The organism is Vibrio sp. YQ_11, assembly GCF_043103065.1.
Lineage (GTDB): Bacteria > Pseudomonadota > Gammaproteobacteria > Enterobacterales > Vibrionaceae > Vibrio > Vibrio parahaemolyticus.
In genome coordinates this window covers 20,420-36,364 of the sequence record NZ_JBICJM010000026.1, presented here as the reverse complement: position 1 = coordinate 36,364, position 15,945 = coordinate 20,420, and the positions used below count along the sequence as shown (strand labels likewise).

Below are 15,945 nucleotides of genomic sequence, written 5' to 3'. Positions count from 1 at the left end.
TAGATAAAACGATTGAAGCGGAAGATTTGATGCAGGTGTCGCCTTAGCAATAAGTGGGAATTCCATTCAGCTCTAATAAAATTTAACCTACCATTGACCCAACAAAATATCTGTATCAGTATCATGCCCCTCCTTTTTAATTACGTTCGAGGTTGATGTGTCCCGATACTGGTTACTTGGCTTGAGCTTACTGTGCACGACTGCATCGTACGCTGAAGAATCAGTACAGCCAGAGCAAAATATTGATGTGCCCAACCCTCTACAAACTGAGGTCGAGTTTGGCTATCAAGCTCACACAGGTAACACGGACTCTCGTTCCCTGAATGCTCGTTTGAGTGCTGAATATACGTCTGGCAGGCACCGTTCAAACGGTGAATGGAAGTACTACAACCTGTACAAAGACGGCGAAGAAGACAAACGTTCATCGACATATTCTGTTCAAAGTGACTACAAGTTAGGACCAAAAACCTACTTGTATGGAAGCTTTAAAGGCGTTGATTCGCGCTATAGCGCCTATTTCAAAGATTACACCTTATCAGGCGGTCTGGGTTATCAGTTTTCCTACACCGAAAACTTTATCTTAGAAGCTGAGATTGGCCCTGGTTTTCGTTATCAGGAACCGAATTTGGATGAGATTGATGATGACGATATCGTCTTTCCTAACATCGTTCGTGAAGGCATTTTCCGTGGCAACCTCAATACCACGTGGCATGCTCTGGATAACTTGAGCTTTGCCGCTGATATCACGCTTGTTACGGGTAAAAGTAATACGCGAGTGGATAGCGAACTCAGTGTCACTAATGACATTACCGAAGACATTGCCCTGAAACTGGCTCACTCGCGTCAATACCACGATAAAGTGCCAGAGGGATTAAGCAAAGCCGACAGTGTGTTCTCCGTCAATCTGCTTTTCGCGTTTTAATCTCCAATTTTTATCACTCAATTTCAGACCAAAAAAAAGCACCTCCGAAGAGGTGCTTTTTAGTATTTCGTCTTGATACTGAATTACTCAGCAGCAACAACCTGTACTTTCGCAGTAGCGAAAACTTCAGAGTGAAGTTGAACGCTGATCTCGAACTCACCAGTTGTACGTAGAGCACCTTCAGGAAGGCGAACTTCGCTCTTAGCAACTTCAACGCCTGCAGCTGTGATAGCTTCAGCGATGTCACGAGTACCGATTGAACCGAATAGTTTGCCTTCGTCACCAGCTTTAGAAGCGATAACAACTGCTTCTAGAGCGTTAACTTTCTCAGCGCGAGCTTCTGCAGCAGCTAGTTGCTCAGCAACTTTAGCTTCTAGTTCAGCACGACGTGCTTCGAACATTTCAACGTTGCCTTTAGTAGCCATAACTGCTTTACCCTGAGGGATAAGGAAGTTACGAGCGTAGCCAGATTTAACGTTTACTGTATCGCCAAGACCACCTAGGTTACCGATTTTATCAAGTAGAATAACTTGCATTGCTTAATCCTCTTTCTTAATAAACGGAACCGATTACTGATGCTTGTCAGTGTACGGTAGTAGAGCTAGGTAGCGTGAACGCTTGATAGCACGTGCTAGTTGACGCTGGTACTTAGCGCTTGTACCAGTGATACGGCTAGGTACGATTTTACCAGCTTCAGTGATGTAGTTTTTAAGAGTTGCTACGTCTTTGTAATCAATCTCTTGTACGCCTTCTGCAGTGAAACGGCAGAATTTACGACGACGGAAGAAACGAGCCATGGGCTATCTCCTGATCTTAAATTTGAGTAATATTGTCAGCATGTAACACTAATTTCCCAACGCCATTTCGGCCGGTCTGATAAGCGACAAAACCACTTACCTTAATGTTACTGCCTTGTACTAAATTCTGAGTAATTGCTTGTGACCTAAGCCCGCTGACGACTACCGGCATACGACAATAAACTTGTCTCGGTAAATCAGCTTCGATAACAGTAGAGCGATGCTCTAACCAAAACCGACAGTGTTCAATGCCACCAGGGCTTTTACTACGAATGGGCGGTTTGGCAATGGTGCCGCTCAGCTCCATTCGGTTGGTCATAACAAAACTTACTCAGCAGCTTCTGATTTAGCTTCAGGCTTAGCTTCAGAACGCTCTTCACGACGTGGAGCACGCTCTTCTTTTTGCTTAAGCATGATAGATTGCTCAGTGATCGCTGCTTTAGTACGCATGATCATGTTACGTAGAACTGCATCGTTGAAACGGAAAGCAGTTTCTAGCTCATCGATTACAGCTTGGTCAGCTTCAACGTTCATTAGAACGTAGTGAGCTTTGTGAAGCTTGTTGATTGGGTAAGCCAGTTGACGGCGGCCCCAGTCTTCTAGACGGTGGATTTTACCGCCAGCTTCAGTGATAGAACCAGTGTAACGCTCGATCATGCCAGCAACTTGCTCGCTTTGATCTGGGTGCACCATGAATACGATTTCGTAATGACGCATGGGTTGCTCCTTACGGATTATTCAGCTTCCACAAATGGCTCAGTCGTCCAGAGGAAGCAAGGAACTAAAGAAAATTGACTGAGTTTAAGGAGCACGAATAGTACAGAAAGGCCGCAAAATAGGCAAGTGATTATTTGCGCAGCGCGCGGGATATTTTTGTTTGGCTCGTGCCAGAAACGACAAAGGCTGCCAGCAAAGTGGCAGCCTTTAAAATCAGAGCGTTATAACGCTTATTTTTAGCACTTATTCTACTTGAGCAAGCTCAGTGCGCATTTGGTCGATCACTTGTTTGTAATCTGGCTGACTAAAAATCGCAGAACCCGCCACAAACATGTCCGCACCTGCTTCAGCAATTTCACGAATGTTGTCGACTTTCACACCACCATCAATTTCCAGACGGATATCGCGACCAGACTCATCGATCATCTTACGAACAGCGCGAAGTTTATCTAGCGTGTGAGGAATGAATGACTGGCCACCAAAGCCTGGGTTTACCGACATCAGTAGAATCAGGTCAACTTTGTCCATGATGAACTCAAGATGCGCAAGCGGTGTTGCTGGGTTTAATACCACACCCGCTTTACAGCCGTGTTCTTTGATAAGCTGAAGAGTACGGTCTACGTGATCAGAGGCCTCAACGTGAAAAGTGATCATTGATGCGCCAGCTTTCGCAAAATCAGGGATGATGCGATCTACCGGTTTTACCATTAGATGAACGTCGATTGGCGCAGTGATACCGTAATCGCGTAGCGCTTTACACACAGGAGCACCAAAAGTCAGGTTTGGTACATAGTGGTTATCCATAACATCGAAATGCACCACATCCGCACCCGCTGCGAGTACTTTTTCTACGTCTTCACCTAGACGTGCAAAATCAGCCGATAAAATGGATGGAGCAATAAGAAAATCTTTCATACCTGACCTCAGTAGTGACGAGCAAAACAGCAAACCAATTTGCGCGCAATTCTACCGAAGCCAGTGGGGAGATCCACTATTTAGAGAAAATAGTGTCAGAACTATGAAGCAGCGCTATCTGATTCCGGCGCTTTGAACAAGGCGAGCAGTTCGTCAACTTTGTTACGACCACTACCGTTTCGGCTAATGGTGCGTTTCACTTTCACCACACTTAAATCCGCACCGTGGTAAAGGCGGCGCGTTAGTGTTGTGTCGTGATTTGAAATCAACACCGGAATCCCACGCTCAGTAGCCGTTCTTTCTGCCATGTCGGCTAGTGCCGCTTGGTCGTCCAACGTAAAACCATTACCTGCGTATGAAGTGAAGTTTGCCGTGTTTGAAAGTGGCGCATAAGGTGGATCGCAATACACAACGCTGCCCTTGCGCGCACGACGAAATGTTTCAGGATAACCTTCGCACACAAACGTGGCTTTTTTGGCTTTCTCAGCAAAAAACTCCAATTCCGCCTCTGGGAAATAAGGTTTTTTGTAAGAGCCAAACGGCACGTTGAAGCCACCTTTTTTGTTGTAGCGGCATAAACCATTAAAACCAAAGCGGTTCATGTAAAGGAATGCAAGTGAGCGATACATTACGTCATCGGTTTTATTAAACTCAGCACGAATGCTTAAGTACGCTTCTTTGCGATTGTTTTCGGCGACAAACCAGCGCTTCGCTTCTGAGATATACTCCTCAGGACGCTCTTTAAGCAGGTTGTAGAGATTAATCAGGTCGGGATTGATGTCCGCCAACAGATAGTGGTCATAGTCGGTATTAAGAAAAACCGAGCCAGCACCAACAAAAGGTTCAACTAGCTTTCGAGCCGGTGGCAAATGACGTTGGATGTCTTCAACCAGTCCGTATTTTCCTCCTGCCCATTTAAGAAAGGCTCGTTGCTTTTTCATCTACTGCTCTATCTATCGACCAAAAATTAAGGCTGCGGAATGTAACATATTTTTCAGCGAAGCTCAGGATTATTTCACGCGATCAATTTCTCGATGAACCTGGCCTAGCGATTTTGCCCACGGGCTCACCGACTTAAGTGAATCTGGCAGCTTCTCTACCGCGTCTCGAGCCATTTGAATTGTCGGATAATCTTGGTAAGTCACGATGTACCATTCCGTTCCACTACGAACCGTCGGATAAATGCGTACCTTGTTATTCAGCTGATGCTCATCAAGAAAAGCTTGTACGTCTTCCATTGATGTCATGGCTGCTAACTGCAAGGTGTACGCTCTTGGGGATAACGCTTTTAGCTCTTCACGTGCAAACGAGAATTTGACGATAGGTTTACTTGAGGTCGTCTCTGTTTTCGCAACCTCTTCTGATGCGGCATCGCTTGGCTTCACCACTTTAATCAAAGAAGAGTTTGTCTCTGACTGGGTTTTCGCTTGAGGTTCAGCCCCTTCTACTAACGCTTTAATATTGTCTGTATTCGCTTGCTCAGGCTTACCTTCTAACAGAGCATCAACCACGTCAGATTCAATCACAACACGCTGCTGGCTGTCATCATTCCCGACGCTTGCTACTTCTTCTGTCACCGTTGGTGGCAATGAGTTGGAATCGTCAGTCGCATCTGATAAATCGCCATCATTTGGCAAGTCGTCAGTCGCTGAGGTTAAATTAGATTCTGATGGCGAAAGAGTCGGCTCAGTGAGTGTCGGAATGGCAGTTTGCTCGATGCTTCCCGTGATCTGCTGCGCTTTGTCATCTGGGCTTGGCTGATTAAACATCCACCAATAGCCTCCAGCGGCCAGCAACAGTAGCACCAAAACCACTAATGCGATGTTGAGTGGCGATCCGACAATTGAACGGATAATGATCCTTTTTTCCACTTTCATCTCTCCTAATGCCATGATGTCACCCGGAATCGGGTCGACTTTCTTAAATGCATCTCGAACACGTTTCTCCGCATCGTCATCGACATACCTAACCACTAGTGATTCGAAGAAACGACGCGCTTCCACTTCGGATAGCATATCGATATCAAGTTCAACTGGCTTAAGTTCTTGCCCATAACTCAATCGAGACAAGACCGACTCCAAACGCCCAGACTGAGTAAAAAGCAACACGTTGATCGTCCAGTTCGGCTTTTCATGCGCCTCTAAGACTAACGTCCATAACTCCGAAACGAGCGTTTCACTAAGTAAATGAGCGTCATCAATAACAATCGCAATATCGCAAGGCTCACCTTCGAGAATACGCTCTAGACTGTTGAGTAAAGGCTCTTGTTGATTAAACAATGCATCGGAAACCAGCTGACTCAAGATGAGGACGCGACGCTGCACGTCATCTTGGGTCGCATGGCAAAGTAACAAACATTGATTTTTGTTACTTGCACCCAGTTCAAGGTATCGTTGCGCCAGCCAAGATTTTCCATACCCATCAGGGCCATTGATCGCAATAAGGTTGGATCCAAAGTTGGTCAACAACTCCAATCTATCCAATAACTCGGTTTGAGAATCTAATTCCAGAACGTGAGCAAAACTCATCTAATAACCTTCTTAAACAACAAGAATGACGCCAGATGGCGTCATTACAAGGTTAAATATTGCGACCGAAATCAATAGCCTGCTGAATCACTTCTTGTGAAGTATCGGCTATCACTTCCGCACAGCCAATTCCGGTTGGTAGAACTAAGCGCAATTGACCTGACAGCACTTTTTTATCACGCATCATATGCTTGATAAAGTCATCAAAACTCATGCTGTCGGGTGTGTGGACTGGCAATTTCGCTCTGCGCAACAATGCCACAATACGCTCAAACTGCTTTTCAGAAATCAGTCCACGCAGAAGTGACGTTTTGGCCGCCATCACCGTACCAGAAGACACCGCCTCACCATGTAACCAATTGCCGTAGCCTAATTCAGCTTCTATCGCATGACCGAAAGTGTGACCCAAATTGAGCAACGCTCGAATTCCAGACTCTTTTTCGTCTTGTGCAACCACTTCAGCTTTAATTTGGCAGCAACGTGCAATGGCATAGGTAAGCGCGTCTTCATCCAACGTGTATAAACGGTCTAAATTTTCTTCCAGCCAATCAAAGAATGCACCATCATAAATAATGCCGTATTTGATCACTTCAGCTATACCAGCAGCAAATTCACGCTCAGGTAGCGTCGATAAACAGTTGGTATCGATGATCACTGCTTTCGGTTGGTAAAATGCGCCAATCATGTTTTTACCTAGCGGATGATTGACTGCCGTTTTGCCGCCAACGGAAGAATCCACTTGGGACAACAACGTCGTTGGAATTTGGATAAAGTCCACACCTCGCTGATAGCAGGCTGAAGCAAAACCGACGAGATCTCCGATTACACCACCACCGAGGGCAATAATGACCACATCACGAGCATAACTTCCCTCTAGAAGGAAATTCATGACTTGGTTAAACACATCCAAGTTTTTGTACTGCTCGCCATCAGGTAACTCAAGTAACGAAGCATCACAACCAAGTTGTTTTAGTTGATGAAGGATTTTATCGGCATACAAAGGTGCCACTGTGACATTACTGATCACAACGACTTTTTGATTGGTATTTTTGTTTGAGAGAACTTGAGAAAGGTACGCCGGGTCCTCAAACAACCCGGCGCCTATAGAGATTGGGTAGCTACGCTCTGCTAGATTGACCGTAATCCGTTCCATCGGTGTGCTCCAATTAAAAGAAGATAAGTACTTATCTCTCTTCTAGCATTTTTACGATCTGGTTGGCTACCACTTTTGCACTTTGATCGTCAGTGCGAACAGTGTAATCCGCTACTTCTTCGTATAACGGGTTACGTTCTTCAGCTAATTGCTCCAATACTTCACGAGGGTTGTCCGTTTGAAGTAGAGGACGCTTCTTGTCACGGTTAGTACGTGCAAGTTGCTTTTCAATTGTCGTTTCTAGGTAAACAACTACACCGCGAGCAGAAAGACGGTTACGGTTCTCTTTGCTTTTCACAGAGCCGCCGCCAGTTGCCAGCACGATGCCTTGTTCTTGAGTCAGATCTTCAAGTACCGCTTCTTCACGCTTACGGAAGCCTTCTTCACCTTCTACATCAAAAACCCAAGAGATGTCTGCACCAGTGCGTTCTTCAATCACTGTATCGGAGTCAACAAACTCCATATGCAGTTGCTGTGCTAGATGTCTACCAATTGTACTTTTGCCGGCGCCCATTGGGCCAACAAGGAAAATATTACGTTTCTCAGCCATGTTTAGCAGTAATTTACAACATTGATTCAATAAGATCGCCACAAGAAAACACAGCTAAACCGCTGTTCTACAAGGCTTGTGGCACCAGTTCCTCACAGATAATTCGTGATAAGACCCGAAATTATCCAAGCATGGTGCCACTAATGCAACTTTATTTTTGATCTAATCGCCTATTTACTTGATAGCCACTACTGAATAACGACCTTAGGCGTAACGAAAATTAGCAACTCACTTTTACCAACGTTTTCGTAACTTCGGCGGAAAAGTGCGCCTAATAGCGGAAGATCGCCCAACAATGGCACTTTATCGACTGAGTTAGTAATGCTGTGCTGGAAAATACCACCGAGCACAACCGTCTCACCATTATTCACCAGAACTTGGGTGCCAATGCGCTGCGTATCAATTGCCATTGCCTCTCCTGTGCCCGTTTTCACTACCTTACCAGGTCGGTCTTGGGTCACACTCAGATCTAACACTAAACGATTGTCAGGTGTGATCTGCGGTGTCACCTTCAAGCTCAACACCGCTTTTTTAAAGGTCACTGACGTTGCACCACTCGATGAAGATTCTAGATAAGGAATTTCGGTACCTTGTTCAATGTACGCGGGCTTCTTATTGGTCGTGATCAATCGTGGACTCGAGATGATTTCTGCTTTTGATTCTTGCTGCAATGCAGACAGCTCTAAGTCCAATAATGTATCAGAACCTAACTTTGCCACTTGGAACGCAATACTCGCCGCATTCGGGTTGGTCGCTGCTAAATTCACATTAAGGAAATCATCGATACCAACACCATCACCACCCTCTTCACCTTCGCCATCACCACCACCTTCGTACAAACCAATTGTCGCTAGGTTGTTCTCAATAGAGCCACCAACGGTGTTGTTACCATTAATAGAAGTAAAGCCCCAACGAATACCTAACTCATCCATGTTACCTTCACTGATGGTCACAATTCGGGCTTCAATTTGTACTTGTTTTACTGGGATATCGAGCGATTCAATGATTTCGCGAATAACGGCGATGTTCTCTGGCAATTCTCTGATTAATAGCGAATTGGTTCGCTCATCAATGGTCATACTGCCACGCTCTGACAACATGCTAATGTTGCCTTCACCATTGATCATCTCTGCAATATCCGAAGCTTTAGCAAAATTGACTTTGATGATTTCTGATGAAAGTTCCCCCATTTCTTCCGTCAGTTTTTGTTTTTCTAACTGCTGCTTCTCGCGCAAATCCAGCTCATCGGTCGGGGCGACCAAAATCACGTTGCCATCAACACGCTTATCTAACCCTTTCACTTGCAAGATGATGTCGAGCACTTGCTGCCACGGCACACCATCAAGACGCAATGTAAGGTTGCCTTCGACAGAGTCCGAAACCACCAAGTTAAACTGGTTGTAATCTGCAATCAGCTGCAAAACGTTACGCACAGGAATGTCTTGGAAGTTAATCGAGATCAGCTTGCCTTCTTTTTCTAAGATGCTCTTGTCTGGCACTTTTTCATTTGGTTTAAGCTTGCTGACAGTGATTTCAAGATAACGCCCCGTCAAACGATAGTCATGCGTGTATTCTTCATCGATATACGCAACTAATCGTGTGGTGGAGGTATCGCGGAACACTTCCACACTTTCCACCACCGTCGCGAAATCTTTCACGTCGAGAAGGTAAAGCTGCTCGTCTTTTACCGACGTGTTCATTAAATCAATGCTTAATCCTTCTTGAACACGTTTAACATCAACAATAGCCGCCGGGGATGCAAGCTCCACCACAATCACGGCATCTTTGCTTTTGTTAGTGCGAAAGTCGATGCTCTTGAGCGCATTAGACTGTACATCTTCTGCTGCTGCTAAAGGGGCCAGAAGTAAAAACAACCATAAGGAGAAGAGCCCAGTAAGCATCCTTGGTGTACGTGTTAATCCTTGTCTCATTTTCATTACTCAATATCAAAAATAAATGCAGCTATATCTATCTCAAAGCCAACTTAACTTTACGTTTTTGCCAGCACCCCAAACCATCGGGCAAGGTTTCATTAATCAACAAATAGGAGTGGGTAACATGGGTGACCTTACCGTTATTACGCCCGAGGTATTGACCTGGTTTCACTTTGTAAACCGTGCCATTCGGGGCTTGAACTAAACCAGAAACGGTGTTCCCCATACCCATCACTCCTTTTAAACGAAGTTGGCTGAGTGGGAATTTTTCTAACTTGCCAGATCTCGCTCGGTTCGGCGGTTGCCAACAATCTTTTCTCGCCACAGGTTGAGTCGCGATGGTCGCCTCTTTGGGCAATTCGAAAGGAGCACGCATCACTTCTGGGGCATACGCCACTGCGATGTATTTGTCAGCAGGTTTGAGCTTCTCCACATCTCGCCGCGCCTGACTCTCAATACCACGAATAAAATCCGTTAATGATTCATCATTCGCCTGGCAGCCGACCAATAGAGCGCTTACCAATACCGTCAGCAAAGATTTATTTCTCATCTTTCTTTTCCTCAGGCTTGAACTGGTAAGTGTTTGCTCTCACTCGGAAGTGCAAAGTTTCACTCTCTTGGCTGACACGCTGCCAAGTCACGTCTTTAAAGGTGATGATGCGTGGCAGTGTGGCAATGGCCTGTGAAAAACGACCGATATCGTGGAAATCACCTGTTAGCTCGATATTTAGTGGCAATCGATACAGGAAGTTTTCTGATTGCTTTTCTCCCCAATCGATGCGAGTAAACGTTAACTTGTTGTCGATACCAAGTTCGTTTACCGACGCCAACATTGTGGCCAACTCTTTTTGTGCCGGTAGTTGTTGCAACAGCAACTCATAACGCGTAGTGAGCTCGTCCAGTTGAGATTGCAACTGAGGCAATGCAGCCACCTTATTGGCTTTTATGCGCAATGCCACTTTTAATGTTTGCTCCTCTTGAATCAAAGTGTTCAAACGAGCGTCTTCTGGCTTTAAGTAAAACCAATAACCAAACCCTTGGATAAGAAGAACAAGCAGGCAGATCACTACAAGCTGAGGCAGTAATGGCCATTCAGCAATCTCATCCATTTCTAGATCTTGCCAATTAACCATGTTGTTTTCCCTCTTTTTTCTCTTCTACCGTGTTGAACATGAAGGACACTTTAAAGGTCTGAAACTCTTTACCGAAACGGGCTTTTCCGTGCACGATAGAGTGCATTTCAACGTCCAGTAGCTTGGCAGAACGTTCCATGTTATCGAGCATGGTTGCTAGCCGAGGTGTACTGTCTGAAATACCTGAGATTTCAATTTCTAGATCGTTCATTTTGATCTTGTCGACATACACGCCTTCTGGAATAACAGCAGGCATGAGGTTCATAAAATCAGTGGTTTTATTCCGACCATTTTGCAACGCTTCCACAACTTTCAAGCGTTCCAAGATTTTGCTGTGTTCAAGCTCCGCGATCTTCATCGCTTCTATCCGCTTATCTAGATCAGAAATGTACGTTGTTAGATAGTCGAGTCGCTCTTGTTGAAGATCTTGTTGATACTCATAATATTTGCCAACGCCCCACTGAATCCCCAACGCCACCATGACGCCCAATACCACTAAACCGACAAATCGACGACGATGCTCTTCCCTTTGATTTTCGCGCCAAGGCAATAAGTTAATGCGATACAGCACGCACACCTCCTAACCAATGAATGCCACGGACCGCCAGCCCTGCAGCTGTCGAAAAATGTTGCCAATCAGCCGCTCGTCGCTTGCGTTTCGACACTTTCATTTCAAACAGTCCGAGTGGGTTTAGCAACTCGCACTCCAATGCCAACTGATGCGAGAGCTCTTCTGCCAACATTGGCGTCGATGCCCCCTCGCCCGATAACCAAATGCCTTTAATGTTTTGCGAACCGTTGATCGACGTATAGAGCTGCATTTGACGTTTTACGCGCTCAACCACTTGACGATTGAACTGTTCCGTTTTGGCTTGAGCATCATCAGAGAGTAAGTCTTCTTGTGACGTCCCCATTGAAATACGAGTACCGCACGCAAACTCCTTATGAAACAGTTCGCCTTGCTCGGTAAACATGGTGAATGAACTCGCTAACGAGCCGATGTCTAACAAACAGTATTTGTTTTTATCAGGAAAACGCTCTGCGGCAAGCTTCCAGATATGACCTAGACTTTGAGAGTGCACGTCAACCAACACAGGCTTTAAACCAGACTGTTGTAACGCCTCAACTCGGCTTTCAACCACATCTTTCCGCGTAGCGAATACTTGATAACTGTCCGTTCCACGCATCCCTTCTTCCGCACGAAGGCGTACGAAATCCAAACTCAGTTCTTCCACAGGAAAAGGAGATTGATGAGAAAAAGCTTGTACCACCGCAAACTCGATTTCGCTCTCATCAAGGCTTTGTTCGATTTGCAGTTTCTTGCTAATAACTGAGTTGTCTGGAACAGAAATTGCCACTCGCTTGGCCCCAAAAGGCAGCTCTTTTTTCATCTGCTTTAGGGTCTTTACAATTTCTTGATGATTTATAGTGTTATTTTCAGCGACAATACCTTCCTTAAGTAATATTTCTTTGTAACCCAATAAGGCGTATTGATCGCCAATGGGTTTAAGTACTACGGCTTTGAGGCTGTTATGGCCAATATCTATGCCGGTAACGATTAGCTTATCCATCTCTACTCTCGCTCCGAAATTTCTTCGCGCAAAGGTTGTTATTAGCACCCAAATAAGAGTTAATATCCTATGTGCTAAATTTTTGACCTAAGAGTACAAGGGTTTGCCGTTACACAGCCTCAACCAATCAGGGATTCTCCGGTGAAGTTCATAAAGCGTTTATTATTTTTAACATTGATTTGCATAATTCTTGGAGTCACCACAATTTTTGGCTTCTATCAGTACGTGAAGCCTGAATTGCCAGACGTTGCAACTCTAAAAGACGTTGAATTACAAACACCTATGCAGGTATTTAGTCAAGACGGGAAGCTGATCGCACAGTTTGGTGAAAAGCGTCGTATTCCTGTTACTTACGATGAAATTCCTCAAGATCTAATTCACGCACTGATCGCCACCGAAGACAGCCGTTTTTACGAGCACCCTGGTATCGATCCAATCGGTATTACTCGTGCAGCTGTCGTGGTCGCTCTTTCCGGCTCAGCAAAGCAAGGTGCGAGTACCATCACTCAGCAGCTAGCGCGTAACTTCTTCTTATCCAACGAGAAGAAACTAATGCGTAAGATCAAAGAGATCTTCATTGCCATTCACATTGAGCAACTGCTGAGCAAACAAGAGATCATGGAGCTTTACGTTAACAAGATCTTCCTTGGCTATCGCTCATACGGTTTTGGTGCAGCAGCTCAGGTGTATTTTGGTAAGAGCTTAAATGAGCTCTCGCTTAGTGAAATTGCGACACTGGCGGGGATGCCAAAAGCACCTTCAACCATGAACCCAATATACTCGCTAGAACGTGCAACAAAACGTCGTAACGTTGTGCTAATGCGTATGCTCGATGAAAAGTACATTACGCAAGAACAATTCGATGAAGCACGTAACGAACCAATCATTGCTCGTTACCACAGTGCAGAAATTGAAGTGTCTGCGCCTTACGTTGCCGAACTTGCACGTGCATGGGCAGTAAAAGAGTACGGTGAAGAGAAAGCCTATACGTCGGGTTTGAATATCTACATGACGGTTGACTCTAAACTGCAAGACGCTGCCAATAAGGCTGCGGTAAACAACCTAATGGCTTATGACGAGCGTCATGGCTACCGCGGCGCAGAAAAAGTGTTGTGGAAAGAAGGGGAAGCCGCTTGGGATGCAGAACAAATTGAGAAGCATCTAAAAGGCCAGCCAACTTACGGCGATCTTTACCCTGCTGTCGTGACAAAAGTGGAAGGCAAAACGGCGCAAGTTGTTGTGAAAAATAACGATGCACAAACCATCCCTTGGACTGGCATGAACTGGGCACGCAAATTCCTCACCGATAACCGTCAAGGTTCAACACCAAAATCTGCACAAGAGGTTTTAGCTGCAGGTGAACAAATTTGGGTTCGCGAGCTAACGACCACCGATGAAGATGGCAACACTCAAAGCAGCTGGAAGCTAAGCCAAGTGCCTAGCGCGAACACCGCATTTGTCGCGATGAATCCTGAAAATGGCGGCATTTTGTCACTAGTAGGTGGTTTTAACTTTGTTCACAGCAAGTTTAACCGCGCAACCATGTCCGTGCGTCAGGTTGGTTCTAGTATCAAACCATTTATTTACTCAGCCGCTATCGATAAAGGCCTAACGTTAGCAACTCTGATCAACGATGCGCCAATCAACAAATGGGACGCAGGTTCAGGCTCAGCATGGCGACCAAAGAACTCACCTCCAACTTACGGTGGTCCAACTCGCCTTCGCATTGGCTTAGCACAATCGAAAAACGTAATGGCGGTTCGTACCTTACGTGAAGTGGGTCTGGATGAAACTCGTCAGTACCTAACTCGCTTTGGATTCGATATCAACGAAGTGCCTCGCTCAGAAACTATCGCCTTGGGTGCGGGTAGCTTAACACCAATGAAAGTGGCGCAAGGTTACTCGGTTTTTGCAAACGGCGGTTACTATGTTGAGCCGTTTTACGTAGAACGCGTTGAAGATGCATTTGGCGAAGTTTTGTTTAAAGCCAACCCTAAGAGCGTTTGTCATCAAGATTGCCCACAAATGAGCCCACAACCAGAAATGGATCGCTTTGCCAGTGAGTTCGGTGAGCAAGACGTTGCCGTTGATGGCCAAGCTCCAGAGAACGCACTAGAAAATGATGAACCAAAATACGCACCACAAGTTATCTCTGAACAAAACGCATTCTTGATGCGTGAAATGATGTACAGCAACATCTGGGGTGGCGGCAACTGGCGTGAAGGAACTGGCTGGAACGGTACCGGCTGGCGTGCGCAAAAACTTGAGCGTCGTGATATTGGTGGTAAAACTGGTACGACTAACGATTCAAAAGACGCATGGTACAACGGTTATGGTCCGGGCGTGGTTGCTATTGCATGGGTGGGCTTCGATGATCACTCACGCGCGTTAGGCCGCACGACGGTGAACAGCAATTTGGGTCAAGGCCAAGTATCTGGTGCTGAATCAGGTGCGAAAACAGCAGAACCAGCATGGATTGACTTTATGCAAGTGGCATTGGAAGGCAAACCAGAACAAGGCAAGAATATTCCAGATGGCATCGTGCGCGTTCGCATCGATCGCAACAGCGGTCTGCTGACTCATAAAGTCGATAGCACGTCCATGTTTGAATACTTTGAGAAAGGCACGGAGCCAACCGAATACGTTGGTAACAGCCTCGAAGACAGCATTTATTCAAGCGGTTCTGGTGGCACAACGGAAGAGTTGTTCTAAACCAAACGAAAGAAAAGATAAGGGGAGAGCGTTGGCTCTCCCCTTTTTTATAACGTTAAGCGGCCATAGAAGATGGCTGCGACTCTAGAATTGCTTTGATTTTCGCTGCTAATGCTTCAAAACGAGCACGCAACGGAGAGCCAGGGCGGTACGCCAAAACAATGCTACGTGAAGGCGTAGGGTTGACGGCAGGAATGTAGCAAACGCCATCTTTTTGTTTTTCGGCTGGAATAGAAAGCTGAGGCAACAAAGTAATACCCGCTCCCGCAGCAACCATATTACGCAAAGTTTCTAAACTGGTGGCTTTAAAGCGCTCATCATCTTTTGCTCCTGCCGCAAAGCAGAAACCTAACGCTTGGTCGCGTAAGCAATGCCCATCACCTAAAGCCAACACGGTCTTCCCATTGAGCTCTAACATATCAACCTGGTCGAGCTGTGCCCATTCATGACCACATGGTACAGCAACACTAAGCGGTTCGTTGTACACTTCAATCTCTTTAAATGGGGCAGTTTCCGCCACAGAAGCCAATACCAAACAGTCCAGCTTCCCTTCCTCTAGCTGACGAACCAACTGATGAGTTTGAGCCTCATGCAGGAACAGCTCAAGCTCAGGGAACTCTTCTTTCAGCTGTGGAAGAATTTTAGGCAATAGGTACGGGCCAACCGTCGGAATAAAACCGATGTGCATTGGACCGGTCATCGCCCCACTCTGTCCGCTGGCCATATCTTTAAAGGTTTTCACCTCACTCAAAATGCGTTTAGCTTGATCCACCAGCTGTAAACCAGAGTCGGTGAACAACACTCGGCGGCTGCTTCTTTCTAACAATGCCGTGCCGAGTTCATCTTCCAGCTTACGTATTTGACCACTAAGCGTTGGCTGACTGACAAAACACGCCTCTGCCGCTTTGCGAAAATGCTTGTGCTCCGCCAGTGCGACTAAGTACTCAAAATCCCGAATATTCATAACACACGATTCGCTTCTATTTGATGATAGTCAATGTCTATCAAAACCA

General features: G+C 45.8%; 17 protein-coding genes. 2 read left to right on the top strand and 15 right to left on the bottom strand.

What is annotated here, in order from left to right; translation table 11 throughout:
- Positions 1 to 157: 157 nt before the first annotated feature.
- Positions 158 to 922 (top strand): DUF481 domain-containing protein, encoded by a 765-nt coding sequence (locus ACF8EG_RS11555; RefSeq protein ID WP_005455861.1) that lies wholly within the window; start codon positions 158 to 160, stop codon positions 920 to 922.
- An 83-nt stretch (positions 923 to 1,005) separates the two neighbouring features.
- On the opposite strand, the gene rplI is transcribed toward ACF8EG_RS11555, so the two are convergent.
- From rplI to pilM, 14 genes are all read right to left on the bottom strand, one after another.
- Positions 1,006 to 1,458, bottom strand: coding sequence for a 50S ribosomal protein L9 (gene rplI, locus ACF8EG_RS11550; RefSeq protein WP_005480442.1), 453 nt, complete (start codon positions 1,456 to 1,458; stop codon positions 1,006 to 1,008).
- 33 nt (positions 1,459 to 1,491) lie between these two features.
- On the bottom strand, positions 1,492 to 1,719 hold the full coding sequence (gene rpsR / locus ACF8EG_RS11545; protein WP_000090472.1) for a 30S ribosomal protein S18: 228 nt from the start codon (positions 1,717 to 1,719) through the stop codon (positions 1,492 to 1,494).
- Positions 1,720 to 1,735: 16 nt separating this feature from the next.
- The gene (gene priB, locus ACF8EG_RS11540) at positions 1,736 to 2,038 is read right to left on the bottom strand and encodes a primosomal replication protein N (protein WP_005467185.1); all 303 of its coding nucleotides are present in this window, start codon (positions 2,036 to 2,038) and stop codon (positions 1,736 to 1,738) included.
- Between the two features lie 8 nt (positions 2,039 to 2,046).
- Positions 2,047 to 2,436, bottom strand: coding sequence for a 30S ribosomal protein S6 (gene rpsF / locus ACF8EG_RS11535; protein WP_005381299.1), 390 nt, complete (start codon positions 2,434 to 2,436; stop codon positions 2,047 to 2,049).
- A gap of 243 nt (positions 2,437 to 2,679) precedes the next feature.
- Positions 2,680 to 3,351, bottom strand: coding sequence for a ribulose-phosphate 3-epimerase (rpe, locus tag ACF8EG_RS11530; protein ID WP_005496581.1), 672 nt, complete (start codon positions 3,349 to 3,351; stop codon positions 2,680 to 2,682).
- Positions 3,352 to 3,452: 101 nt separating this feature from the next.
- Positions 3,453 to 4,292 carry a Dam family site-specific DNA-(adenine-N6)-methyltransferase gene (locus ACF8EG_RS11525; RefSeq protein WP_005486862.1) on the bottom strand — a complete coding sequence of 280 codons (840 nt, stop codon included), beginning with the start codon at positions 4,290 to 4,292 and terminating at the stop codon, positions 3,453 to 3,455.
- A 69-nt stretch (positions 4,293 to 4,361) separates the two neighbouring features.
- Positions 4,362 to 5,879 (bottom strand): SPOR domain-containing protein, encoded by a 1,518-nt coding sequence (locus ACF8EG_RS11520; protein WP_069507330.1) that lies wholly within the window; start codon positions 5,877 to 5,879, stop codon positions 4,362 to 4,364.
- A 52-nt stretch (positions 5,880 to 5,931) separates the two neighbouring features.
- Complete coding sequence (aroB, locus tag ACF8EG_RS11515) at positions 5,932 to 7,032, bottom strand: 3-dehydroquinate synthase (protein ID WP_069507329.1); 1,101 nt, start codon at positions 7,030 to 7,032, stop codon at positions 5,932 to 5,934.
- A gap of 31 nt (positions 7,033 to 7,063) precedes the next feature.
- Entirely contained in the window at positions 7,064 to 7,582 is a 519-nt protein-coding gene (aroK, locus tag ACF8EG_RS11510; RefSeq protein WP_005381319.1) for a shikimate kinase AroK, read from the bottom strand.
- 188 nt (positions 7,583 to 7,770) lie between these two features.
- Positions 7,771 to 9,519 (bottom strand): type IV pilus secretin PilQ, encoded by a 1,749-nt coding sequence (locus tag ACF8EG_RS11505; RefSeq protein WP_005488227.1) that lies wholly within the window; start codon positions 9,517 to 9,519, stop codon positions 7,771 to 7,773.
- A gap of 31 nt (positions 9,520 to 9,550) precedes the next feature.
- Positions 9,551 to 10,066 (bottom strand): pilus assembly protein PilP, encoded by a 516-nt coding sequence (locus ACF8EG_RS11500; protein WP_029864056.1) that lies wholly within the window; start codon positions 10,064 to 10,066, stop codon positions 9,551 to 9,553.
- Positions 10,056 to 10,649 carry a type 4a pilus biogenesis protein PilO gene (locus ACF8EG_RS11495; protein WP_045607680.1) on the bottom strand — a complete coding sequence of 198 codons (594 nt, stop codon included), beginning with the start codon at positions 10,647 to 10,649 and terminating at the stop codon, positions 10,056 to 10,058. The genes ACF8EG_RS11500 and ACF8EG_RS11495 overlap by 11 nt, the downstream gene beginning before the upstream one ends.
- Positions 10,642 to 11,220 carry a PilN domain-containing protein gene (locus tag ACF8EG_RS11490; protein ID WP_015297396.1) on the bottom strand — a complete coding sequence of 193 codons (579 nt, stop codon included), beginning with the start codon at positions 11,218 to 11,220 and terminating at the stop codon, positions 10,642 to 10,644. The genes ACF8EG_RS11495 and ACF8EG_RS11490 overlap by 8 nt, the downstream gene beginning before the upstream one ends.
- A complete protein-coding gene (gene pilM / locus ACF8EG_RS11485) occupies positions 11,204 to 12,220 on the bottom strand; it encodes a type IV pilus biogenesis protein PilM (RefSeq protein ID WP_021449761.1) in 1,017 nt (338 codons plus the stop codon). The genes ACF8EG_RS11490 and pilM overlap by 17 nt, the downstream gene beginning before the upstream one ends.
- 141 nt (positions 12,221 to 12,361) lie before the next feature.
- Here pilM and ACF8EG_RS11480 point away from each other — a divergent pair, with 141 nt between their 5' ends.
- Positions 12,362 to 14,932 carry a penicillin-binding protein 1A gene (locus ACF8EG_RS11480; protein ID WP_069507328.1) on the top strand — a complete coding sequence of 857 codons (2,571 nt, stop codon included), beginning with the start codon at positions 12,362 to 12,364 and terminating at the stop codon, positions 14,930 to 14,932.
- A 55-nt stretch (positions 14,933 to 14,987) separates the two neighbouring features.
- Here the strand turns inward: ACF8EG_RS11480 and oxyR are convergent, their stop codons facing one another.
- Complete coding sequence (gene oxyR, locus ACF8EG_RS11475) at positions 14,988 to 15,896, bottom strand: DNA-binding transcriptional regulator OxyR (RefSeq protein ID WP_005465160.1); 909 nt, start codon at positions 15,894 to 15,896, stop codon at positions 14,988 to 14,990.
- Between the last annotated feature and the right edge of the window lie 49 nt (positions 15,897 to 15,945).